The following is a 21958-nucleotide window of genomic DNA, read 5'->3' on the forward strand; positions in this document are numbered from 1 at the left end:
TCCGCGCCGAACAGGCCCGCGCCGAGAGCGACGAGAGCGCCGCCCTCGCCGAGCTCGACCGGCTCAGCAACAAGGTCCGCACCCGCGCCGAGGACGCGCAGCGCGTCGGCCAGCTCGGCGGCGCGCCGCGTCCCCGGGGCCCAGGTCGCCGTGACGACGGCGGTACGGGCGCCGGCGGCCGCGTGCCGCGCGAGGACGCCGCCCGCGTGCAGGGACTCGTCGTTCGGGTGGGCGAAGACGCCCAGCAGACTCGGCTCAGCGGCCACGGACGGCACTCCTCCCGGACAGACACACGGCCCCGTAGAGCACGCGGCGGACGCGCCTGATGGTACGCACGAGTCGACCCCCTCTTTGGTCGTACTGAAGGCCGCAGAAGGCCGCAGAAGGCCACGGAAGGCCACGGAAGGCCACGGAAGGCCACCGAAGGTCACCGAAGGCAGCGGCGCATGCCTTGACTGCCCGGTCCGGCGCTCCCTCACCGGGACCAAGGTCCTTGTCTCCGGAGACCTTCGGCCGGCCGCCCGCCATGGCCCGGGTCACCGGGCCCTTCGAGCCTGCGGAGGCGGGCCTTTGGCCCCTGAAGCGGGTGAGGAAGGTCCCGGTATGCGGCTTTCCACTTGCGGAATCACCACTCGCGAGACCGCACGAACCGCGTGGGCGAAGCGAGTGAGATGAGGCTGCCGTGACTGTTCCGAGGGACGCACGACGCGTATGGGTGGGAGACAGGACCCTGCGGAGGGGCGGAGGAACGCGCCTGATACCGGCCGGCGACCGTAAACCGGTCGCGTCCGCGGGGAGCCCGCCGCCGGGCACTCTCGGCAAGGCACGCGGGGCGCCGTGCTGGCTGAGCCTGGCCTCCCGGGACCTCAAGGCCGCCCAGGAGTTCTACGGCAGGGTCCTCGGCTGGTGCCACGTACCGCTGCTCGGCTCGCCGCGCAGGCCGCGCGCCCTGGCCCTGAAGGCCGGGGTGCCGGTGGGCACCATCAGCGAGACCGCGTGCGACCTGGGTGTCCACGCGGCCTGGACGCCCTACTTCGCCGTCGAGAACGTGGACGGTGCGGTGACCCGGCTCCGAGAGCGCGGTGCCACCGTGGCGGTCGGCCCGCTGGCGACCGACGCAGGACGGATCGCCGTGGTGGCGGGCCCCGAGGGCGCGGTGTTCGGTCTGCGCCAACGGGCCCCCGACGAGCACTGGACGGTGGGCGACGGCCCCGTCGCCTGTCTCGAACTGCACACGCGGGACATCTTCGCCGCGGCCCTCTTCTACGGGGGCGCGCTCGGCTGGGCCGACGGGTCCGCGGACAGCTGCGAGGTGGAGTACGCCGACGGCCGGATCCTGGTGCGCGACGGGCTGCGCACGGTCGCCGCGCTCCGGGACGGAACGCCGCCGGGATTCGAGGGCCGTCACCGTTGGCACGCGTGCTTCCGCGTGGCCGACGCCGACGCGGCCGCCGCCGCGGCCGTGGCCTGGGGCGGACGGGTGGTCTCACCGCCGCAAGGACCCCCGCACCGGCGCGAGGCCGTGCTGGAGGACCGCGAAGGAATCCCCTTCACGGTGGTCGCGAGCTGACCGCGTTCGCGAGTGGAGTCATCGCCGGCGCAGTGAGTCGCGGGCAAGTCGAGAGCAGGGAAAACAGACGATGTTTCTTGGGGCAATGGGCGTGGACGCGACCGTCGAGCCGACCGAATCAGCCCGACCGGCCCGGCCGATGCAGCCGGCCCGGCCGACCCAGCCGTCGCGGGACGAGATCGTCGGCCTGCCGCGGATCGAGGCCGACCAGGTCGCGCCGAAGGACGCCCGGGAGCTGTCGAAGCTCTTCTTCGAGCGGCTGGAGACCCTGGAGGAGGGCTCGCCCGACCACCTGTACGCCCGCAACACCCTGATCGAGATGAACCTCTCGCTGGTGCACTACGTGGCGGGCCGGTTCCGCAACCGCGGCAACGGCCACATGGAAGACATCGTCCAGGTCGGGACCGTGGGCCTGATCAAGGCGATCGACCGGTTCGACGTGAGCCGCGGGTTCGAGTTCGTGTCGTTCGCCGTCCCCTGCATCCTCGGGGAGATCAAGCGCCACTTCCGCGACACCAGTTGGGCCGTGCACGTGCCGCGCAGGCTGAAGGAACTCCGCTCCGAACTGGTCAAGTCCCGGGAGCAGTTGTTCGCCACGCTCGGCCGCGAACCGACGGTCAACGAACTCGCGGCCGACCTCTCGGTGACCCAGGAGCAGGTCCTGGAGGTGGTCGTGGCCGCCAACGGTTACGCGGCCGGGTCCCTGGAATCCCAGCATGGCGGGAACGACGACGGTGACGCGCACCGGAACAGCCGCTCACTCGCTGACGTCATGGGCGAGCCGGACCACGCCATCGAGGTCTTCGAGAACATCCACGCCCTGGCCCCGCTCCTGGCCGAGCTCGACGAACGGGAGCGCCGCATCATCGAGATGCGCTTCGGCCAGGAGATGACCCAGGCCGAGATCGGCGCCGTGCTGGGGATCTCGCAGATGCATGTGTCGCGGCTGCTCTCGCGCACGCTGGCCCGCCTGCGCACGGGTCTGCTCGCGCACGAATAGAGGGGCGGGGCTCCTGGAGATAGGGGGCGGGACTTCGGCCGCGGGCGGCGGCGGTGGTTCACGGACAAGTCACCGTAAGGTAACTGGTCCGGCCTCGTTACCTCACCAACGGGATCTAGCGTCACGGGAGTTCACGCCGGGCAGCACGCTCCACAGACCCGGCCCGGCCAGAGGCAAGGATCCCCGTGAGACCCGTGAGACGACGCACTCCCTTCGTGATCACCGCCGCGTCCTTGGCGCTGCTGTTCCCGGCCGCCGCCCAGGCATCCGTCCCGACAGCCGGGGCGGCGGCCCGCCCCGCGGACCCGGCCCGCACCGCCCCGGCCTCCCCCGACTTCAGCAGCGCGGGCGGCCGCTACGAGCGCCCCGTCTCCCTGACGCTGCGGGCCGAGCGCGGCACCACGGTCCGCTACACCCTGGACGGCACCACGCCCACGCGCGAGAGCCGCCTCTTCGTGCCGGGCCGCCCGCTGCGCATCACGAAGGACACCAACGTCACGGCCGTCGCGTTCCGCGGCGGGCGGGCGAGCGTCCCCGTGTCGGCCGGATACCTCGTCAGGACCGCGGAGAAGCCGCTCGCGCGGCTGGTCGTCATGTCGGACGTGCACATCGGCGACCACAAGAACAACGACAAGAAGTACGAGAGCTTCTTCGACACCATCGCGTCGGTCTTCCCCGAGCCCGACGCGATCCTCTCCAACGGCGACATGATCAACGACAACGGGGACGGCCGTGGCGCCGACCACCGCATCGTCTCCGAGATCTTCCAAGCCAACCTGAAGCGCAAGGGCATGGACGACACACAGCTCCTGCTCTCCAACGGAAACCACGACGCGAGCCTCGCCGACATCCGCGCCCACTACCCGCGCGACTGGTTCCCCGACTCCGGCGGCGGCTACTACGAGTCGACGGTGCGGGGCGTGCACCTGTTCACGGTGAACACGGAGACGTACAACTCCGATTCCGCACAGCGCACCTGGCTCAAGAAACGGCTCGCCGAGCTCACGGCCGACCCGGCGAACGCGCGCACGCCCATCCTCGTACAGGGCCACCGTCCCGCGCCCGGCACCGCGATGGACGGCCAGCAGGCATCGAACCCCAGGCTCACCGAGGACCTCGGCGCGCACCCGCAGGTGATCTACTTCTCCGGGCACTCGCACCTGAACATCAACGACGAACGCTCGGTCCACCAGCGCGACTTCACCGCCGTCAACGACGGATCGATGTCGTACGTCGAGATGGACCACGGCTATCAGGCGGTCACGGAGACGGGCCTGGCGGACCGCTTCGAGGCGCCGACCGCGCAGGCGCTGTTCGTCGAGGTGTACCGCGACCGCACGGAGATCGCTCGCGTCAACATGGCCGCGGACAAGCACGACATCTACACCGGAGGCGAGTGGTCGGCCAACTGGCAGCCCCCGTACGCCAGCGCGGGCACGCTCAGCGGACCGACGTGGACGGTACGCCTGAAGGGGAGCAGCCCTCAGCAGATCAAGGACGGCTTCACGTACACCGACGCCCGACGCAACACCACCGCCCCCGAGTTCACGGACCGCCACCCGCTCGGCCTGGTCCGGAGCGAACGGCCCTCCGGGAGCGAGCGGCCCTCCGGAGAAGCGGAGGGCAAGGCGCTGCGCGTCCGGCAGGCACGGGACGACCAGATGGTGCATCACTACCGCGTCGACATCGAGGAGAAGGCGACCGGCACGAAGCTGCTCTCGTCGAAGGTCCTCTCCGAGTACTACTTCATGCCGCGCCCCAACTCCCTGGACATCCCGGTGCCCGCCACGAAGCACGGCGTGCGGTACGCGGCGCGGGTGCGCGCGGTGGACGCGTACGGGAACGCGTCTCCGGAGGCGAAGTTCACGTTCACGGGCTGAGCAGGTGGCCTGATGGTGCGGGATGGCAGAATCGCGTGCATGGACCAAGTGATTGTGCCGGGGTCGGAGCCGGAGGGCCCCCTGCTGGTCGTGGCCGCCGCGATCGTGCAGGAGGGCCGCCTCCTCGTCGTCAGCAAGAAGGCGGCCCCCGACGTCTTCTACCTGCCGGGCGGCAAGCCCGACGCGGGCGAGTCCCCGCTGGAGGCGCTGGCACGGGAGCTCGACGAGGAGCTCGGGGTGGACCCGCTGGAGCCGCGCTTCCTGGCGGACGTAGAGGCCGTCGCGGCGCTGGAGCGCGTCCCCATGAGGATGACCGTCTTCGAGGCCCGCATCGGCCGCACGCCCGAGCCCGCGGCCGAACTGGCCCACCTGCGGTGGGCGTCCGGCCACGAGGACGAACTGCATCTCGCCCCTGCAGTACGGGATCACGTACTGCCGCTGTTGCGGCAGCAGGGTCTGCTCGCGGCCTAGGCGCATGTGTCCTGCCAGTCGATGGCGTCATGGCCTGAGTGGCCACTGCCCCTGCCTTCCGATTCATGAGCATGATTGTTTATCCTGCTCTGATGAAACGTATGTTCGAGCGAAGACGGCGTCTTCTCGGGTTCTCCCTCGGTGTGGCCACAGCGTTATCGGTCCTCATGCCGATCCAGTCGGCTCAGGCCGCAACCGGCCTGGAGCCGTTGGACACCGCCTCTTTTCAACTCACGCGTATCGGTGCGGACAACACGGACCTCATCAAGTCGGTCGAGGCGACCTTGGGTGCGGACAAGGTGGCGCCGGTCACCGAGGTCCTGGGCGGACGCACGGGCCGTGCGAACCTCTGTCACGGCACCGGAGTGAACTGGGCTCTCAAGGTCGATGGGTTCTGCTGGGACGAAGACGACGACAAGAGCGGGTACACCGACGAACCCCTCGGTGGCTGGATGCCCCAAGGCTTCGCCGGAGCGCACGCCGCCACCCCCGACGGGCTGTATGCGGGCCGGCATCTCTACGCCACCTCCTGGTACTTCGGCAAGTTCCGCAACGGCGACCCAGGCGAGGACTACACGCGGATCTCGATCGCAGAGTCCACCGGTGACCGGGTCACCTACGGACACATCGCGCTCGTAGAACCGACAAGTGGCGGCTTCAAGCAGCTGAGGTACAAATCGCACGCGGACGGTGTCGCCTGGTACGGCGACCGGCTGTTCGTCGCCAACGGTGTGGAACTCCAGGTGTACGACCTGACACACATCTGGCGAATGGACGACACGACCCGCGGCGACACCGGCTTGATCGACGGCAAGACCTCTGCCCGCTTCCACCGTTGGGCCCTGCCCCTCGTGGCCCGCTACAGCACCTACACGAAAGCGGGCAAGGACCCCACCGAACCGTTCCCGGGCGCGAACCCCCGCAGTTGCGGACCGGCCAACGACGAACTGTGCCTGAGCACGGTGAGCGTCGACCGTTCCGACAGTCCGAGCCTGGTCTCCGCGGAAAACAGGAAGGGCGCCGGCGGGCGCATTGTCCACTGGCCGCTGGCGGACCTGGGCGTCGGCGCACCCACGGTCGTGCCCGCACTGCAGAAGGGGTACACGTCACCGGTGTACAACATGCAGGGCATCGCCACGGACGGCACCGACTACTACATGAGCGGCGACTGCCCGGAAACCTGGCCGGGATACAAGACCTACAGCTGCATTCACGTGGCCGGGCCTGGTGACGCTCCGCACGTCAAGACTCAGGCGCCATGGCTGACCCAGGGGCTGTCGTGGGATCCCCATGCCAAGCGGCTCTGGGGCGCCAACGAAGCGCTCAAGGACACGAACGGCAACGGGCGCCGCGTCGTGTTCTCCCTCGACCCCCACGCCGGGCGGACCGTCGACGGCTGGGGCTGGCTCGCCAACCACAACCGCCCCGGCTCCGTGTGCGCGACGCCGCAGAGTGACGACACCGCCGACGGAACGCCCGTCACCGTGTGGACCTGCACCGGGGCGGAAAGCCAGCGCTGGGCCTTCCGGGACGGGCGCATCGTGCACAAGATGAGCGGTAAGTGCCTTACCCCCAAGGGCGACGCCAGTGACGTCGACGGCACCGTCCTGACCCTGTGGACCTGCAACCCCGCATCCAACAGCCAGAAGTTCAGCCCCGGCGTGGGCGCCATCGTCAACAGCTCCGGCAAGGCCATCACGCCCAAGGGCAATGAGTTCATCAACGGAGCGTGGCTCACCCTGTGGACCGCCTCCCCTGATCCGTCACGCCCTGAGAAGCCCGACCAGCACGACGTAGTTCAGGAGTGGGCCGTCACCGGCTTCTGAGTAGCCCTACCTCACCCGGCCAGGGAACGTGCAGGTCGACAGACTTCCCGGCCGGGTGATCTCCCCGTCATCGGAGAGGTGCTCAGGCGCGGACGAGCGGTGTGTCGACCAGGTGCTCGGCCAGGAACCAGGACTGCAGTTCCCCGGTCCTGATGACCTGCGACACCAGCAGGTCGTTCGTGCCGTCGTCGCCAAGCTCGGCCGTTCGGGCGGCGGCGTCGTGCGCCTGCACGAGGATCGACTCGTGGGCCTCAAGGAGTCGCGACAGCATCGCGGGCACCTCCTCCACCCCGTCCGGCGGGCGCGGGATCGACGTCAGTTCCGCGACGTGGCGGGGATCGCCCACCGCGACGCCGCCGAGGGACTGGACGCGCTCCGCGAGGGTGTCGACGAGTTCGAGCTGGTCACCGGCGTGCTTGTCCAGGACCAGATGCAGTTGGTAGAACGTCGCACCGCGCATGAGCCAGTGGTGCTTCTTGTAGAGGCCGTAGAGGATCTGCGTGTCCGCGAGGACCCGGTTCAGTCGCTGGCAGGAGTACATCCGCGCCTCGTACGACAGGCCGATCGGGAACTGCTTCACGGTGCCGTACTCCTGGATCACTTCTCCCCTCTGGTGCAGCCACGGCTGGCTGCCGCCCGCCGCCGGACGGGAACTGCCGCTCACGGGCCGGGCCTTGACGTTCTTGTCGGTCATGGTGTGCCTCCTGTGGATTCGTGCTGTGTGCCAGAAGGACGCTAGGCGTCGGCGAACGGACCTTCTTGACCAGCAGCGCACGCGGTCCTGCCGGGCAGTGCACTGCTGGTGGCCCTGGTGACCTGCGCTGTCGTCGTTCGCTCTCGGGCCAGCACCCGTGCACTGACGGGCAGGGGCGGGGCGCCGGCCGACCTAGCGTCGGCCGGGTCGCCCCCGACCGCGGGGCGGGGAGAAGAGGCAGACAGGCATGAGCGCGCACGAGTGGGCGGACGTGGTGGTCGTCGGGCTGGGGCCGGGCGGCGAGTACGTCGCCGGGACACTGGCCGAAGCGGGACTGGACGTCGTGGGAGTCGAGGCGGAACTCGTCGGGGGCGAGTGCCCGTACTGGGGCTGCGTGCCCAGCAAGATGATGATCCGGGCCGGAGACCTGCTCGCCGAGGCGGGCCGGGTGCCCGCCCTGGCCGGTACGGCGACCGTGGCCCCGGACTGGGGCAGAGTCGCCGCGCGCATCCGTGAGGAGGCCACCGACGGCTGGCACGACCGAGTGGCGGCCGACCGCCTCGCCGCCAAGGGCGGCCGCCTCGTACGCGGCACGGGCCGCCTGGCCGGACCGCGCCGCGTGAGCGTCGGCGACCGCACGATCGAGGCACGGCGCGGCGTTGTGCTCGCCACCGGCACCCGGCCCCGCGTCCCGTCGGTGCCCGGACTGCGGGACACCCCCTACTGGACGAACCGCGACGCCATGGCCGCCAAGGAACTGCCCGAGTCGATGGCCGTGCTCGGCGGCGGCGCCATCGGCGTCGAACTCGCCCAGGTCTTCGCCCGTTTCGGCTGCGCGGTCACCGTGATCGAGGGCCAGGACAGGCTGTTGTCGCAGGAGGAGCCCGAGGCCGGGGAACTGGCCGCCGAAGTGCTGCGGGCGGACGGCGTCACCGTACTGACGGGCGCTCGTGCGCGGGAAGTCCGTCACGACGGCGACCTGTTCACCGTCATGCTCGAAGGCGGCGCCGGGCCGCTGCGGGCCGCCCGGCTCCTGGTGGCCGCCGGCCGTCAGGCCGATCTGGGCGCGCTCGCCGTGGACGCGGTGGGTCTCGACCCGACGGCACGAGCCGTGCACACCGACGGGCGGATGCGGGCGGCGGAAGGACTCTGGGCGGTCGGCGACATCACCGGCCGCGGCGCCTTCACCCACGTCTCGATGTACCAGGCGCAGATAGCCGTACGGGACATCCTCGGCGAACCCGGCCCCGACGCCGACTACCGGGCGCTGCCCCGCGTCACCTTCACCGACCCGGAGATCGGCGCCGTCGGCCTGACGGAACGACAGGCAAGGGAGCGGGGGCTGCGGGTGCGCACCAGCTTCCTCCCCGTCGCCTCCTCCACACGAGGCTGGATCCACGGGCCGGGCAACGAGGGATTCATCAAGCTCGTCGAGGACGCGGACCGTGGCGTCCTGGTCGGCGCCACCTCGGCGGGCCCGGCGGGAGGAGAGGTGCTCTACGGACTGAACGTGGCCGTCCACGCCGAAGTGCCCGTCCACACGCTCCGGCACATGATCTACACGTACCCGACCTTCCACCGGACGGTCGAGGCCGCGCTCGGAGCGCTCCGCTGAACGCCATGCGCGGCCGCGACCCCGAAGAGCGGCACAGGACCGCCACTTCGCTGGAGCTGCTCTTCGACCTGTGCTTCGTCATCGCGGTGGCGCAGGCCTCCGCGAGCCTCCACGAGGCCCTGGCCCACGGGGCGTACGCCACCGGCGTCCTGCGCTTCGCGCTGGTCTTCTTCACCGTGTGGTGGGCGTGGATGAACTTCACCTGGTTCGCCTCCGCCTACGACCCGGACGACGTCCCCTACCGGCTGACGGTGCTCGTACAGATCACGGGTTCGCTCGTGCTCGCCGCAGGTGTCCCCCTCGCGTTCGCGGAGGGGGACCTGCGGGTCATCACCATCGGATACGTCGTGCTGCGCACCGCACTGGCCGCCCTCTGGCTCCGCGCGGCGCGCGCCGATCCCGTACGCCGGGCCACCGCCCTGCGCTTCGCCACCGGAGTGACGGCGTGCCAGGCCGGCTGGGTGGGCCTGCTCCTCCTGCCCGACGCGGCACGGCTGCCCGGCATCGTCGTGCTGATCGCCGCCGAGGTCTGCGTACCGATGTGGGCGCAGTCCGCCGGAATGACGCCGTGGCATCCCCGCCACATCGCCGAGCGCTACGAACTCTTCACCCTCATCGTCCTCGGCGAGTCCGTCGCGGCCGCCACCGTCGCCGTCCGTATCGCCTTCGACCGGCACCAGAGCACGGGCGCGCTGTACGCGACGGCGGCGGGCGGCCTCCTGACGGCCTTCGCCCTGTGGTGGCTGTACTTCGCCAGGCCCGCGCACACGCTCCTCGCGACCACGCACCGGGCACACCGCCGCCGGTTCGTCTGGGCCTACGGCCATTACCTGGTCTTCGCGTCGGCGGCCGCAGAGGGCGCCGGTCTCGCGGCGTACGCGGATCACCTCACCGGGCATGCGGACACCTCGTCCACGGCCGCCGGGGCGGCGGTCACCGTCCCGGCGGCCGTCTTCCTGGTCACCGTCTGGGCCGTACACCTGCGACCCCACTTCAAGACGACGGCCGAGCGCGTGCCGTATCCGGTCGCCGCGCTCGGCCTCCTCGGTGCCACCTGGTCCCCGGCGCCCGCGCTCGCCGCCGGTGCTGTGCTGACGGTGCTCGTCGTCCTGGTCACGGCACCGGCGTCGCGCCGGTGACGAGCGCGGGCGTCCGGGGGAGGTCCGCCGGCGGTCAGCCCGTGGCGCGCACCGCGTCACGGATCAGGCCGGCGACCTCCTTGGGCCGGGACACGGCGACGGCGTGCGACGCACCGTCGAGCTCGACGACCGTCGCACCGGCCCGCCGGGCGCCGAAGCGCTGGACATCGGGGTTGATCGCCTGGTCGGCGCCTGCGACGAGCGCCCAGGAGGGCTTGGTGCGCCACGCGGCGGTCGCGGCCTTCTCCGTGAACGCGGCGGCGGCCAGCGGGCGTTGCGCGACGGCGAGCACCTCGGTGACGTCGGCGGCGACGTCGGCGGCGAAGATCTCGGGGAAGGCTTCGGTGCGCACGGTGAACTCGACGGCGGTCCCGGCGCCTTCGACGGGGTACGTCCACTCCGTCAGCTTGCTGCCGAGCGGCGAGAGGGGGTAGCGGTCCTGCAACTCGCCCAGGCTCTCGCCCTCTTCGGTGACGTAGGCCGCGACGTAGACCAGTCCGGTCACGTTCTCGGCGGCGCCGGCCACGGAGATGACCGCGCCGCCGTAGGAGTGGCCGGCCAGCACGACGGGGCCGTCGATCCCGGCCGCCACGGAAGCGATGTACGCGGCGTCCGACGCGAGGCCGCGCAGCGGGTTGGCCGGGGCGATCACGGGGATGCCGTAGTTCTGGAGTTCCTTGATGACTCCGGCCCAGCTGGAGGCGTCGGCGAACGCGCCGTGCACGAGCAGGACGGTGGGGGTGGGGTGAGCGGTCATGACGGGGTCTCCTCGTCGGTCGTGGGTGGGGATCTCGGATGCTGTCGGGCGTCAGCGGCGGTGGAGAGCCGCCCGCAGGGTGCCCGTCGCCAGCGTGATCGCGGCCTCCGCGGCGTGGGTCTCGCGCAGGGCGTCGAGCATGACGAAGTCGTGGATGATGCCCTGGAAACGGACGGCGGTCACCGGGACGCCCGCCTCGCGCAGCTTGTTGGCGTACGCCTCGCCCTCGTCGCGCAGCACGTCGGCCTCGCCCGTGATGACGAGCGCCGGCGGCAGCCCGGCCAGCTGCTCGGTGGAGGCCCGCAGCGGTGACGCGGTGATCTGAGCGCGCTCGGCCCCGTCGGTCGTGTACTGGTCCCAGAACCACTGCATGCCGTCGCGGCGCAGGAAGTACCCCGTGGCGAACTGGTGGTAGGAGTCGGTATCGAAGGAGGCGTCGGTGACCGGGTAGAACAGCACCTGCTGGACCAGCGGCACGTCACCGCGCTGCTTCGCCATCAGCGTCAGCGCGGCCGTCATGTTGCCGCCGACGGAGTCACCGACCACGGCGAGCCGTGCACCGTCCAGACCCTTCGACGAGCCCTCCTTGACGATCCACCGGGCGACGGCGTAGTTCTGCTCGACCGCCACCGGATAGCGGGCCTCGGGGGAGAGGTCGTACTCGGGGAAGACCACCGCCGCGTGCGCGCCGACGGCGAGCTCACGGACCAGCCGGTCGTGCGTGTGGGCGTTGCCGAACACCCAGCCCGCGCCGTGGATGTAGAGGATCACCGGCAGCGTGCCCTGCGCACCGGCCGGCTTGACGACGCGGGTGCGGACGCCGCCCGTGGGGCCGCCCGGAACGGTGATCCACTCCTCGTCGACCTCCGGCTTCCCGATGGCGCCGGACTGTACCTCGTCGACCGCCTTGCGGCCTTCGGCGGGCGGCAGTTCGAAGAGGTAGGGCGGTTGGGCGGTCGCTTCGGCGAAGGCGGCCGCTGCCGGTTCCAGGACGGGCTGGACGGGCTGGACGGGCCGGAGCGGCTCGACGACGTCGGACATGTGGTTCTCCTGAGTGTCATGTGAGAAAGCCCCGAGGCAAAGCTCCGTGGGGCTGCAGGTCCCACGCTAAAAGCGGCCGGGCGGCGTGAATTGACCATGAGCGCACCGGCACTGACCTGACAGCGCACGGCAGGAATCGGAGTGCACTGTCGGACCGAGAGCAGTGCACTGACGGAAAACACGGCGGTTTTCGCCCGCCATAACGTGGCGGCGAAGCGAATGAAGCGATGGAGCGGTTCCGACACATCAGGAGGTTGTCGAAAGGTGTCCACGATGCCGGTCGGTGGGCTGGTCCCCAGCACCACGGACAACGCGGCGGACCATGCCGCAGGCCACGCCGCGGACCTCGTCGTCCGCAACGCGAAGATCCACACCGGAGACCCCGGCCGCCCCCGTGCCGAGGCGCTGGCCGTGCGGGACGGTGTCATCACGGCCGTCGGGGACGACAAGGACATGGCCGCCCGGATCGGCCCGGCCACCAGAGTGGTCGACGCCCTCGGTCGCCGGATGGTCCCCGGCCTGAACGACTCACATCTGCACGTCATCCGGGGCGGCCTCAACTACGTACTGGAACTGCGCTGGGACGGCGTCCCCACCCTGCGCCAGGGGCTGGCGATGCTGCGCGAACAGGCGGCCCGCACCCCGAAGGGCCAGTGGGTGCGGGTGGTCGGAGGGTGGTCGGCCGAGCAGTTCGCCGAGCGGCGCCTGCCGACCGTCGCCGAGCTCAACGCCGCGGCTCCGGACACCCCGGTGTTCGTCCTGCACCTGTACCAGTCGGCGGTCCTGAACCGCGCCGCGGTCAAGGCCGCCGGCTACACCAAGGACACGCCCGACCCCCGCGGCGGCCAGATCGTACGGGGACGGGACGGCGCCCCCACCGGCATGCTGCTCGCGGCGCCCAGCGCCCTCGTCCTCTACTCGACCCTGGCCAAGGCACCGGTCCTCGGGGAGGCCGACAAGAAGATCTCGACCCGCCATTTCCTGCGCGAACTGAACCGCTTCGGCCTCACCTCGGCGATCGACGCCGCCGGTGGATTCCAGAATTTCCCGGACAACTACAGCACGGTCGTCGAACTCGCCGAAGCCGGACAGTTGTCGCTCCGCATCGCCTATCACCTGTTCCCGCAGACCGCGGGGCAGGAAATAGCCGACCTGAAACGCTGGATCGAGATGGCCCGCCCGGAAGACGGGGACGAATGGCTGCGTCTCAACGGCGCGGGCGAGAACCTCACCTGGGCGGCGGCGGATTTCGAGAACTTCGCCCAGCCGCGCCCGGAACTCGCACCCGACTACGAGCAGGACTTCGAGACCGCCGTGCGCCTCCTCATGGCGAACGGCTGGGGATTCAGACTGCACGCCACCTACGACGAGACGATCAGGCGCGACCTCGCGGTGTTCGAGAAGCTCGCCGCGGAAGGCCTCTTCCCGGCCGGGAACCGGTGGCTGTTCGACCACGCGGAGACCGTCTCCGCCGACAGCCTCGACCGCGTCGCCGCCCTCGGCGGAGCCATGTCCGTGCAGAACCGGCTGTCCTTCCAGGGCGAGGCGTTCGTACGCCGTTACGGCCCCGGGGCCGCCGCGGACGCCCCGCCGGTCCGGGCCATGCTGGAGCGGGGCCTGGCCGCCGGTGCCCTCACGCCCGCGGCGGCGATGGCCGCCATGGGGGTCATGACGGTCGCGGGCACCGTCAAGTGGCGCCACGGGCTCTGGGTGCAGAACGACGGTTACGAATACCCGCTGGTCCTGGTGGCGGCCTCGGCGGTCATGGTCCTCACGGGGCCCGGCCGCTGGTCGGTCGACCACGCCCTGGGGCTGACGCCTTGGCCGCCGTGGGTGCAGGCCGTGGCTCTCGTGGCCGGCCCGGTGAGCGGGCTGCTCACCCGAGCGGTGCTGCACCGCCCGCCCACCGCCGGGGCCGTCAGGAGGAGTTCGTATGCGCGCGCTGCTGACTGACGCGGCCCACACCCTGGTGCCGCCGAGGGACGACCGGCACGGCCCGCTGCCGCCGCTCCTCCTGGTGCTGACCGTGGTGACCGGCCTGGTGGACGCCGTGAGTTATCTGGCGCTCGGGCACGTCTTCGTGGCCAACATGACCGGCAACGTCGTCTTCCTGGGGTTCGCCCTGGCGGGCGCCGACGGCCTGTCCGCGTCCGCCTCCGTCGTCTCGATGGCGGCGTTCCTCGCGGGCGCGCTGGCAGGAGGGCGGCTCGGCACCCGCTTCGCGGCGCACCGCGGGCGGCTGCTCGCCCTCACCACGGCGCTGCAGGCGGCGCTGGTCACCGCGGCCCTCGTCGCGGCCGCGGTCACGCACGGCCGGGTCACCACGCCGGTCCAGTACACCCTGATCGTCCTTCTCGGCCTCGCCATGGGGCTGCAGAACGCGGCCGCGCGCCGCCTGGGCGTTCCGGACCTGACCACGACGGTGCTGACCCTGACCCTGACGGGTCTGGCCGCGGACTCGGTCCCGGCCGGCGGTGCGGCGCCCCGGCCCGGCCGACGCATCCTGTCCGTCCTGGCCATCTTCCTCGGGGCCTTCACCGGAGCCGTACTCCTGGCACACGCCGAACTCACCCTGACCCTGGGCCTGATACTGGCCGCACTCGTGGTGACGGCGCTGGTCGCCCGGCACGTGTCCTCACCGGAGGCGAGTTGGGCCGGACCTCTGAAGTGACAGGGGCCGCCGAAGCTCCGGATCAGCGCGTAGGGCCTTTGCCTGCGGGGACTTCGCGTACGGGGTGCTTGCTCATGATGGAGACCCGGTTGAACGCGTTGATGGTGATCGCCACCCAGATCACCGCCGATATCTCGTCGTCGGTGAGAGCCCGGCGGGCGGTCTCGTAGGCAGCTCGACGAGCGTGCGGTCCAGCCCCGCGTCGGCCGCGACCGCGCGCACTGCCTCCGACGTCTCGACCAGCGAGTGGTACGCCTTCGGGCTCTGCTTGTCGACGAAGACGCGACGGCCCGCGCGGCCCGCCGTCGTATCACTCGACCTGGACTTGTCACTCGACTTGGACTCGTCGCTCGACCTGGCTTCCATGGCCGTATCATCCGACATGATTGTTGAAACTCAAAATACATCGGTGGGGCAGTGACTGTGGAGAGCCCGATGAGCAATGCCGTGAAGGTCGAGGTCCTGTCCGCCCGTGACGTCCCGCTGGGCGGCCCGCGCTCGATGACGGTGCGCCGCACGCTGCCGCAGCGGGCCCGCACACTGATCGGCGCCTGGTGCTTCGTCGACCACTACGGACCCGACGACGTCGCCGACACGGGCGGCATGGACGTCGCACCCCACCCGCACACCGGCCTGCAGACGGTGAGCTGGCTGTTCACGGGGGAGATCGAGCACCGGGACAGCCTGGGAACCCACGCGTTCGTCCGGCCCGGCGAACTGAACCTCATGACCGGCGGGCACGGCATCAGCCACACGGAGGTCTCCACGCCCCGCACCACCGTCCTCCACGGCGTCCAGCTGTGGGTCGCGCTCCCCGACGAACACCGCCACGCCGACCGCGACTTCCAGCACCACGTCCCGACCCCGGTCGAGATGGAGGGTGCCGAAGTCAGGGTGTTCCTGGGCGAGTTGCAGACATCCTCTTCCCCGGTTCGAACCTTCACGCCGCTGCTCGGCGCCGAACTCCTCCTCCGACCGCACGCGACGCTGAAGCTCACCGTGAACGCGGATTTCGAGCACGGCCTCCTCGTCGACAAGGGCCAGGTCGACATGGCCGGCACACTCCTGAACCCGGCCGAGCTGGGCTACCTCGGCCCGGGCCGCGACACCTTGACGCTCACGAACGACACGGACGACGCCGCGAGACTGATCCTGCTGGGCGGAGAGCCGTTCGAGGAGGAGTTGGTCATGTGGTGGAACTTCGTGGGCCGCACACACGAGGACATCGCGCGGGCCCGCGAGGACTGGACGACCGGCGACCGCTTCGGCGTCGTGAAGGGATACGAGGGGGACCCACTCCCCGCCCCCGAACTGCCGAACGTGCCGCTGAAGCCGCGGGGACGGGTGCGCTGACCTGGGGTTTTGCGTCTGGGACAGGTGGGCGGGAGGTCTCTCGGGAGAGGCCGTGATCGCCCGCGGCGGGCGTAGCGGAGGGGTTGGGCCGATCTCAGATGTGATCGGCCCGTCCGCGGGTGATGCTCGCGCGTGTCGGCACGTGTGACCAGGTCCAATCGGACTCATGTTGAGCGTTGATGCGAGCGCGGCCAGGACGTCGATGGCCTCGCGGATGTAGCGGTAGACGGTCGCGATCCCGAGGCCGAACCCGGCGGCGAGCTGGGTGGAGGTGTCACCGCACCGCAGATGCGCCAGGGCAAGCAGAGCCTCACGGCTCGCGGTCAGCCGTCTCCACCGCGTGCCGACCTCCCCTCTCCGTGCGGCGAGTTGTCCCGCCAGGTACCGCAGCGTGCGGCTGGACAGATCGATCGACGACGGACAGGCAAGCACACGGAGCTCCTGGCGAAGACGGTTGATCCGGGTCGACAACCCGTCCACCAGGCGCTTCACCATTATGCAGATGCGTCCAACTCCCGTTCGTCACAACCAGGTCGGAAGAGGCTCAGGTAATACCGACTCATTCGGTCCTCAGTCCATCAGGACGCATCATGCGCCACAGCGGTGGCAGGCTGAGCAGCGTCACCAGGAGGACGACGCCGCCTCCGATGCCCGCCATCACCGCGATGCCCGCCCAGTCCACGGTCAGCGGCAGGGCCGCCATCTTCAGCAGGATCGCGCCTAGGGCCAGACCGCCGACGGTTGCCAGCGTCAGGCCGAGCGCCACCGGCAGCGCTGTCTGCCACAGCACCGACAGGCTGAGGGCCGCGCGCGGGGTGCCGAAGGCGACCAGCACCGCAAGGAGCTTCTTCCGCGCGCGGAGCTGCTCCAGCATGACCACCAGCATGCCCACGCCGATCAGCAGGAGCGTGCCGGTCGCGCCGATGAACAGGCCGCGTTTGATGTTCACGAACTCCGGTGCCTGCTCGACCTGGTCGTAGTATTCGACGCTCTGCAGCGGATCGATCCGGGCGACCGTGTTGCGGACCCGCTCGGCCGCGTCGCGGTCGGAGGGGTTCAGCTTCGCCAGCAGCTCGGTGTTTGCGCCGCCCAGGTCGCCGATCCTGATCGCCTCGGGTGTGGCGAAGACTCCGGTGTGGAAGGATCCCGCCGGGTCCGGAACCAGCCGGGTGGGAACGGTGGTGGCGGGGACGGTCCACATTCGAGGCTTCGCGGTTGTGCTCTCCTCGGCGTTCAGGTCGACCTGTTCGCCGGGGGCTGGGATGAACTCGTCGCCCGTCTCGTCCGGGCCCTGAGCGGGTGGAGGGGCCGCGGTGTAGACGCTGCCGGGCCTGCAGCCGGGGGTCTCGACGATCTGGCCCAGGGCCGCGCAGTCGCCGACCACCACGAAGGCCCCGGGAAGGCCGCTGCCGGGCTTGTTGGCGTAGCCGAGTGTGTACGTCAGGGTGGACGTCACGCCGGCCGTGGCGCGCAGGGCGGCGATGTCCTTGGCCTGCTGTGCCGTATCGATGGAGTCCCGGGAGACCCGCAGTTCGGCGCGGACCGGGCTGTGGCCGGTGTTGTGCGTGTACCGGCTCTCCAGCCCGGAGAGCAGCATCTGCACGGCTATCGCCCCGGCCACCGCGACCGTGATGCCGTTGACCAGCCGCGCCGACGCGCCGCTCTCCAACTGGAGGCGACGGGTTGCCAGCTGGAGCGGCAGCGGACCGCCGCGTATTCGTCCGACCACGGCATCCAGCGCCGACGGCAGCAGCACCGTCACCCCAGCAAGCAGCAGGACCGCGCCGGCCGCGATCGTCGGCTCGTTGACACGGGTGGTCGGATCGAGGCCGTCGACCATCGGGAACAGCAGCATCAGTCCGAGGACCGGCAGTAGCAGCCGCCACCACAACCGCCGCTTGGCCGTGCCTGCTTGGCGTACGACTCCCAGCGGTTCGATGGAGACCGTACGCAGCGCGAACAGGGTGACGGTCACGGCCACGACCGGCACGCCGACCACGATCAGCGCGGCAAGGACCGGGTTCGGAGTCACGTCGGAGGCGAAGACGCTGATCCGCCACAGCTCGACCGTACCGATGAGACGTCGTCCGCCCACGAAGAGAACGAGGCCCACCGCGAGCCCGATCAGCGCGCCGAACAACGCCTCGCCGGCCGCGATCCGCCGCATCATCGTGGTGTCCGCGCCGACCAGCCGCAGCGCGGCCAGCCGCCGGTCACGGCGCTCGCCGCCGAAGCGGACGGCGGTGGCGATGAACACGGCCACCGGCATCAGCAGCACCACGAAGGTGACGATGACCAGCAGCATCAGGAACGAGTCGAGACCGTCGGCCGAGCTGGGTCTGCCGATGTCGTCGGTGCGGGTCGGGTTCTCACCGCCCGCGACCAGATCGTCGGCCCCCGCGTAGTAGGCGAGCTCCCGCGGACCGAGGAGCCCCGCATCACCGATGGTGCCGCTGATGCGGTGGCCGAGGCGCTCCCTGAGGAGGGCGCCGTCGGGCGAATCGAGCACCTTCTTCAGCTCGGGGGAGACGAACATCTCGCCGGGGGCGGGCAGTTCGTCCAGTCCTGGCGGGAGAACCGGCTGGTCGCCGTCCGGCTGGACCAGCCGCCCGTAGATATCCTGGCCCCGGTAGGTGGTATCCACCTTGCCGGTGACGATCGTCTCGGCGGTCGGCTTCACCAGAGTGCCGTAGGCGGAGTCGTCGCGGGCCGCGCCGCGGTCGTCCCTGGCGTTCAGGACGGCCGGGACCGCGGCAGCGACGAGCAGCAGGGCGACGCCAAGGCCGACGCCGACGGCGGTCAGGAGCGTACGGGTCCAGCCCTCGCGCCCGCCGCTCACCGCGAACCGGACGCCGACCGCGAGGTCACGCGCCCAGTCAACGGGAGTGGCGCGGACCTCGCCCCGCGCTTCGCGGCGGCGCTGCATACGGCTGGCCTTCACGCGGCCGGGCTTCACGCGGCTCGTCTTCACGCGACGCGCTCCGTCTCGCGGGACTTTCCGTCGCGGACGACGACCTCGCGGTCGGAGTAGGCGGCCACACGCGCTTCATGGGTGACCAGGACGACGGCCGCACCGGTCTCCCTGGCGGCCTCGGTGAGCAGGTGCATCACGCGCTCGCCGCTGAGGGAGTCCAGGGCGCCGGTCGGCTCGTCGGCGAACAGGACACGGGGCTCCGCGACCAGGGCGCGGGCGACGGCGACGCGCTGGCCCTGGCCGCCCGAGACCTCCCCGGGGCGCTTGCCCGCCAGGTCGGCGACCTCCAAGCGTTCCATCCACTCGGCTGCCCTGCTCCTGGCCTCCTTGCGCTTGGTGCCGTTCAGCCGCAACGGCAGCGCGACGTTGTCCACGCACGTCAGCTCGGGCACCAACTGGCCGAACTGGAACACGAAGCCGAAGTCGCCCCGCCGCAGCCTGCTGCGCCCGGCGTCCGACAGGGTCGCCATGGCCCGCCCTTTGTACATCACCCGTCCTGAGTCGGGTGTGACGATGCCCGCGAGACAGTGCAGGAGAGTGGACTTGCCGGAGCCCGATGGCCCCATCACCGCGACGACCTCGCCAGAGCTGATGCTGAAGTCCGCGCCGTCCAGCGCGGAGGTCCGACCGTAGGCCTTGTGCAGGCGCGTGGCAGACAGAATGGGGTCGGTCATGTACGGATCTCCGTGGCGAACTGGTCGGAGCGGGCGGTGTGGGTACCAGCCACTGCGGGTCCAGCGAACACTACACGGCATGTATACCCCGCGTGTATAGCCAGTTGGGCGCCGATCCTTGAATTCCAGATGAGACGCCACTCGGATGCGCCACAACCATCCCCGTACGGGCCCTGGCACTGCGGCGCGTGTGCTGGAAGTGCGGTGAGACCACCGCATGCGTGGCTGGCCTGCACCCGCAGCGGGCCCGCCCACACCGACCATTGGGTGCGGTCGGTGGACGAGTCCTCGCGCGCATGGATCAAGCCGTTGTCGGAGAACGCCGAAGGGTGTAGCTCTCCCCGGGGGACGCCTGCGGTTCAGACCGTGAGGTCGTAGCCGTGCTGGTCAGAGGTGGAATAGAGCCGTTCGTGCTCGCGGGCGAGATGGAAGGCGAAGTAGGCGTCGAGGTCACCGTTGTCCTTCACCGCCCGGAGTTCGAGGACGGCCTCGGCGCCGCTCAGCCCCCACCTTGCCCCGGTGATCTCCAGACGGCGATTTGCTTGGCCTGCATCGGCTTCGCGGCGTCGGTAAGGACCTCGATGATGTCCCGGTAGACATCCGGCAGCACCGCAGCCGACAGCCCCTGGCGCCAGTGCGGCACTGTGATCGCCCCGACCACCCGCACCCCAGGGTGCACCGGGTTCTCCGGCTCCGCGCCGCCGGCCACCGGTGTGGTCGCCCCGGACCCGCCCAGATCCATGATCACCTCTGCCACCGTCTCCCGGGCGATCCGCAGCCGCGACCATGCCTCCCGCTCGTCCTCCGGACGGGCCGTCAGCCGGGCGAGCTCCGCTTCGAGCGCCTCCACCCGGGCCCGGGCCGCCGCCTCCCGCGCCTCCAACTCCCCGATCGACGACCCCATCAGTGTCGCCTCCTCCACCTACACGGTAGAGACCCGACCACGCCGCCGCCCCTCATGCGCAGTCGTACGTCAGCCCGCCCGCTCATAGGTAAGGACGGTCTTCGGGTGGTTGCCGATCGTGCGTAGGCGCAGCGGGCCGTCCGAGGACTTCACGTCGAAGTCGTACTTGAGCTCCTCCGGCGGGCAGTTGACGGTCCTGGTGCCCTGATCAAGCTTGAAGTTGCTCAGGGACAGGCCGTGCTGGTCGCTGCCGGAGACAAAGGCGCTGCCCTTGCATCGCGGGCCGGTGCGGGACTCGATGACCACGCGTGCGCGTCTGCCCGGCTCGACCTGGTGGAAGGTCAGCTGCTGGCTGCCGTCCGTGGCTCGCCACCGGCCCACGAACCAGGGGTGGATGGGCTTGTACTCCGTGGCCACCTTGGCGAATCCGGAGCCTTTGCGCCAGGTCAGCGTGGTGGTCTGCAGCATGCTGCGATCGACGAAGTCCACTCGGGCGCCACCGTCGCGAATGCGGGCCTTCGGCCAGACGAGGTAGTTTTTGGTCGGGTCGGTGGTCCAGGAGGAGAGGTCCCCGGTGGCGACGGCCGCGATCACCTCTTGCGGTTCTTCGCCGTCCCTGCAGTACGCGCCGAAGCCGGCCGCGAGCCACACTGTGTCCCGGTACGCCTTTGCCCTGATGCCGTGGCACGGTTTGGTGCCGGTCTCATAGACCGTCTTCCGGGCGGACCAGGCGTCGTCAGAGGCGTGGCGATGCTGTGCCTCCAGGCCGCGGCGAGTGAAGCGGAGGGACACCTGCCGGCCGTCGGACAGTTCGAGGACGGTGTGGTCGTCGTCGTCCTCGACGACTCGTGAATCAGGCTTGTCCTCGGGTTCGCGGTGGGACTTCGTGTGCTTCGCGCTGCTGCCGGACGGTCCCCTGTCCGATTGCTCGGCGCAGCCGCCGACGGCTGCGCCGAGCATCAGCACCGCTACCGCCCACGCCGCTGCGCTCTTCGTTCTCATGCCGTGTCAGCTCCCCTGTACGCCGTGCCGCGATGCCCGGGCCGGTGGGTGGCACGAACTCGGCGATGCTAGTCGGTGGGCGGCCCGCCCCGCTCGGCCCCCGGCACGGTGCGGCCGCGGCAATTCCGTCACTCGTCGAGGACTGCGGCGACCGCACCCGTGCCCGGGCCGCCGCCTCCCGCGCCTCCAACTCCCCGATCAACGACCCCATCAGCGTCGCCTCCTCCACCCACACGGTAGAGACCCGACAACGCCGCCATCACCCACAACCACGATCTCCCAGCTCAAACCATCGGGGCCGTCCCCGGAAGAGAGGTACACCCGACCTTCTTGCTGACCCCTAGCAGGAAACGGGGCGTTTGACCTGCGCAAACGTCCAAGGTGTGT

General features: G+C 70.5%; 18 protein-coding genes and 3 pseudogenes. 10 read left to right on the top strand and 11 right to left on the bottom strand.

The genetic code is table 11. The features are described 5' to 3' along the window. Positions 1-266: PIG-L family deacetylase (locus AB0N81_RS40815; RefSeq protein WP_365367806.1), on the bottom strand; the 266-nt coding region annotated here is incomplete at its 3' end. Positions 267-715: 449 nt separating this feature from the next. On the opposite strand from AB0N81_RS40815, the gene AB0N81_RS40820 reads away from it, so the two are divergent. The 5 genes from AB0N81_RS40820 (at position 716) to AB0N81_RS40840 (ending at position 6747) form a co-directional block, all read left to right on the top strand. Then, positions 716-1570, top strand: coding sequence for a VOC family protein (locus tag AB0N81_RS40820; protein WP_365367808.1), 855 nt, complete (start codon positions 716-718; stop codon positions 1568-1570). Positions 1571-1709: 139 nt separating this feature from the next. Beyond that, the gene (locus AB0N81_RS40825) at positions 1710-2570 is read left to right on the top strand and encodes a SigB/SigF/SigG family RNA polymerase sigma factor (RefSeq protein ID WP_365367870.1); all 861 of its coding nucleotides are present in this window, start codon (positions 1710-1712) and stop codon (positions 2568-2570) included. Positions 2571-2764: 194 nt separating this feature from the next. Then, a complete protein-coding gene (locus tag AB0N81_RS40830) occupies positions 2765-4450 on the top strand; it encodes a metallophosphoesterase (RefSeq protein WP_365367809.1) in 1686 nt (561 codons plus the stop codon). Positions 4451-4489: 39 nt separating this feature from the next. Continuing rightward, a complete protein-coding gene (locus AB0N81_RS40835; RefSeq protein WP_365367811.1) occupies positions 4490-4921 on the top strand; it encodes an NUDIX domain-containing protein in 432 nt (143 codons plus the stop codon). A gap of 92 nt (positions 4922-5013) precedes the next feature. Continuing rightward, positions 5014-6747 (top strand): RICIN domain-containing protein, encoded by a 1734-nt coding sequence (locus tag AB0N81_RS40840; RefSeq protein ID WP_365367813.1) that lies wholly within the window; start codon positions 5014-5016, stop codon positions 6745-6747. 82 nt (positions 6748-6829) lie between these two features. On the opposite strand, the gene AB0N81_RS40845 is transcribed toward AB0N81_RS40840, so the two are convergent. Beyond that, positions 6830-7441 (bottom strand): DNA starvation/stationary phase protection protein, encoded by a 612-nt coding sequence (locus AB0N81_RS40845; protein ID WP_365367815.1) that lies wholly within the window; start codon positions 7439-7441, stop codon positions 6830-6832. A gap of 247 nt (positions 7442-7688) precedes the next feature. On the opposite strand from AB0N81_RS40845, the gene AB0N81_RS40850 reads away from it, so the two are divergent. Further along, the gene (locus AB0N81_RS40850; RefSeq protein WP_365367817.1) at positions 7689-9056 is read left to right on the top strand and encodes an NAD(P)/FAD-dependent oxidoreductase; all 1368 of its coding nucleotides are present in this window, start codon (positions 7689-7691) and stop codon (positions 9054-9056) included. 5 nt (positions 9057-9061) lie between these two features. Further along, positions 9062-10195, top strand: a complete 1134-nt coding sequence (locus AB0N81_RS40855) for a low temperature requirement protein A (protein WP_365367819.1) — start codon at positions 9062-9064, stop codon at positions 10193-10195. 34 nt (positions 10196-10229) lie between these two features. Here AB0N81_RS40855 and AB0N81_RS40860 read toward each other — a convergent pair whose 3' ends face one another. Together AB0N81_RS40860 and AB0N81_RS40865 are read right to left on the bottom strand one after the other, a co-directional pair. Then, positions 10230-10952, bottom strand: coding sequence for an alpha/beta hydrolase (locus tag AB0N81_RS40860; RefSeq protein WP_365367821.1), 723 nt, complete (start codon positions 10950-10952; stop codon positions 10230-10232). Positions 10953-11003: 51 nt separating this feature from the next. After that, positions 11004-11993, bottom strand: coding sequence for an alpha/beta hydrolase (locus AB0N81_RS40865; protein ID WP_365367823.1), 990 nt, complete (start codon positions 11991-11993; stop codon positions 11004-11006). A gap of 264 nt (positions 11994-12257) precedes the next feature. On the opposite strand from AB0N81_RS40865, the gene AB0N81_RS40870 reads away from it, so the two are divergent. Both AB0N81_RS40870 and AB0N81_RS40875 read left to right on the top strand, forming a co-directional pair. Further along, positions 12258-13946: an amidohydrolase gene (locus AB0N81_RS40870; RefSeq protein ID WP_365367824.1), complete on the top strand. Its 1689-nt coding sequence runs from the start codon at positions 12258-12260 to the stop codon at positions 13944-13946. Continuing rightward, the gene (locus tag AB0N81_RS40875; protein WP_365367826.1) at positions 13927-14664 is read left to right on the top strand and encodes a YoaK family protein; all 738 of its coding nucleotides are present in this window, start codon (positions 13927-13929) and stop codon (positions 14662-14664) included. The genes AB0N81_RS40870 and AB0N81_RS40875 overlap by 20 nt, the downstream gene beginning before the upstream one ends. A gap of 22 nt (positions 14665-14686) precedes the next feature. Here the strand turns inward: AB0N81_RS40875 and AB0N81_RS40880 are convergent. After that, positions 14687-15030 (bottom strand): annotated as a pseudogene (locus AB0N81_RS40880) (hypothetical protein). 69 nt (positions 15031-15099) lie between these two features. Here AB0N81_RS40880 and AB0N81_RS40885 point away from each other — a divergent pair. Then, positions 15100-16017: a pirin family protein gene (locus AB0N81_RS40885; protein ID WP_365367828.1), complete on the top strand. Its 918-nt coding sequence runs from the start codon at positions 15100-15102 to the stop codon at positions 16015-16017. A 171-nt stretch (positions 16018-16188) separates the two neighbouring features. Here the strand turns inward: AB0N81_RS40885 and AB0N81_RS40890 are convergent. The 6 genes and pseudogenes from AB0N81_RS40890 to AB0N81_RS40915 all read right to left on the bottom strand — a co-directional run. Then, positions 16189-16449: pseudogene (locus AB0N81_RS40890) on the bottom strand (transposase family protein); the annotation flags it as partial. Positions 16450-16576: 127 nt separating this feature from the next. Next, complete coding sequence (locus AB0N81_RS40895; protein ID WP_365367830.1) at positions 16577-18988, bottom strand: FtsX-like permease family protein; 2412 nt, start codon at positions 18986-18988, stop codon at positions 16577-16579. Further along, a complete protein-coding gene (locus AB0N81_RS40900) occupies positions 18985-19665 on the bottom strand; it encodes an ABC transporter ATP-binding protein (RefSeq protein ID WP_365367832.1) in 681 nt (226 codons plus the stop codon). The genes AB0N81_RS40895 and AB0N81_RS40900 overlap by 4 nt, the downstream gene beginning before the upstream one ends. Positions 19666-20024: 359 nt before the next feature. Then, positions 20025-20198: pseudogene (locus tag AB0N81_RS40905) on the bottom strand (ISKra4 family transposase); the annotation flags it as partial. After that, entirely contained in the window at positions 20165-20569 is a 405-nt protein-coding gene (locus AB0N81_RS40910) for a hypothetical protein (protein ID WP_365367834.1), read from the bottom strand. The pseudogene AB0N81_RS40905 and the gene AB0N81_RS40910, both read right to left, overlap by 34 nt. 69 nt (positions 20570-20638) lie before the next feature. Continuing rightward, the gene (locus AB0N81_RS40915; RefSeq protein WP_365367836.1) at positions 20639-21571 is read right to left on the bottom strand and encodes a hypothetical protein; all 933 of its coding nucleotides are present in this window, start codon (positions 21569-21571) and stop codon (positions 20639-20641) included. Between the last annotated feature and the right edge of the window lie 387 nt (positions 21572-21958).

This window comes from Streptomyces sp. NPDC093510, from assembly GCF_040683555.1.
GTDB lineage: Bacteria > Actinomycetota > Actinomycetes > Streptomycetales > Streptomycetaceae > Streptomyces.